This is a genomic window from Amycolatopsis decaplanina DSM 44594, from assembly GCF_000342005.1.
Lineage (GTDB): Bacteria > Actinomycetota > Actinomycetes > Mycobacteriales > Pseudonocardiaceae > Amycolatopsis > Amycolatopsis decaplanina.
Map to the genome: position 1 here is coordinate 1 of NZ_AOHO01000051.1, position 1,076 is coordinate 1,076.

The 1,076-nt window shown below is 68.7% G+C and carries 3 protein-coding genes; 2 read left to right on the forward strand and 1 reads right to left on the reverse strand.

The window, feature by feature from the left end; translation table 11 throughout:
- Together H074_RS16735 and H074_RS16740 are read left to right on the forward strand one after the other, a co-directional pair.
- Positions 1–330 (forward strand): hypothetical protein (locus H074_RS16735; RefSeq protein WP_007031219.1); only part of this gene is annotated, 330 nt, incomplete at its 5' end.
- Positions 327–749: a hypothetical protein gene (locus H074_RS16740; RefSeq protein ID WP_007031220.1), complete on the forward strand. Its 423-nt coding sequence runs from the start codon at positions 327–329 to the stop codon at positions 747–749. The genes H074_RS16735 and H074_RS16740, both read left to right, overlap by 4 nt.
- Here the strand turns inward: H074_RS16740 and H074_RS42070 are convergent.
- Positions 746–997 (reverse strand): CHC2 zinc finger domain-containing protein, encoded by a 252-nt coding sequence (locus H074_RS42070; RefSeq protein WP_007031221.1) that lies wholly within the window; start codon positions 995–997, stop codon positions 746–748. The two genes, H074_RS16740 and H074_RS42070, sit on opposite strands and share 4 nt — an antisense overlap.
- Between the last annotated feature and the right edge of the window lie 79 nt (positions 998–1,076).

Genomic DNA, 1,076 nt, shown 5'->3' on the forward strand with positions numbered 1-1,076 from the left:
GTCGCCGCCCGCTCTGCGACGCTGCTGCTCGTGACGCACGAAGATCTCTACGGGGACGCTCAGCTGTCAACGCTCGCGATCCTCCGGCGGTGTGCCGACGAGGACCTGTGGACCGAAGCCGGAGCGGCCGCCGTCAGCGAGTACATCGTCGACGTCCGGGATCGCTTTCCCGCGGACTCGCCGGACTACCTGACCGGCGGCCTCGTCACGACCGCGTTCACCTTGCTGCAACAGCTCGCGATGCTGACCGGCGAGACCGAGCACGGCCTGATCGACCGGCTCGCGCTCGCCTTTCACCCCGATCTCACCCAGCCGATGGAGGCTTCATGAGCAACGTCAGCGCACTGCCGACCTCGCGTGCCCCCTGGGATCCGGCCGACCACGCCGCACCAGGCGCCAGGTTCGTGACACCCGCGGAATTCCTGAACGGCGTGCTGGCCACCGTGCGCTACAGCATGGTGAAGTCTGTCGTCATCGACGCGCTCGCGGCCGCGGCCGACGCCGACGGCGTCCTGCTGAACTTCGAGATGCCCGATTTTTACCGCGTCCACGTCGCGAGCGTGCTCAACAAGGACCTGCCCAGCGAAGAGAAGAACGCCCTCGTCTACGACACCTTCACCGCGTGCGCGCTGATGGACTGCTTCAACGCGTTGATGCGCCAAGACCGTCTGCTGGGGCACCGCGGCAACGGGGGCAGCGTCGACTACCGCCTCACCCTCCCCGACTCCACGCCGGGGCTGTCCCGCTAGCCGTCCAGGTTGCACTCGATGTGGCTGATCTTGGCGGCGAACATCTGGGCGTCACCGCCGTCGCCGCAGCCGAAGCAGTGGAAGGTGCCGTAGGCCGGGCGAACCCTGAACGCCCGTGACCCGCAGAAGGGACAGCTGCCCTGCAGCTGGGAGTCGCCGAGCGGGCTCAACTCCACGTGCGGCGCGACGACCTTGACGATGCCGTTCGGGCCAGGCGGCTCCGGAGCGGAGATCGCGGTGATGGCCATGGCCCGGACTGTACTGGCGGCCCCCGGAACCATCCCCGGGACGGGACCTGGGAGCCGCCGGGATCGTCACCCGGTCGAG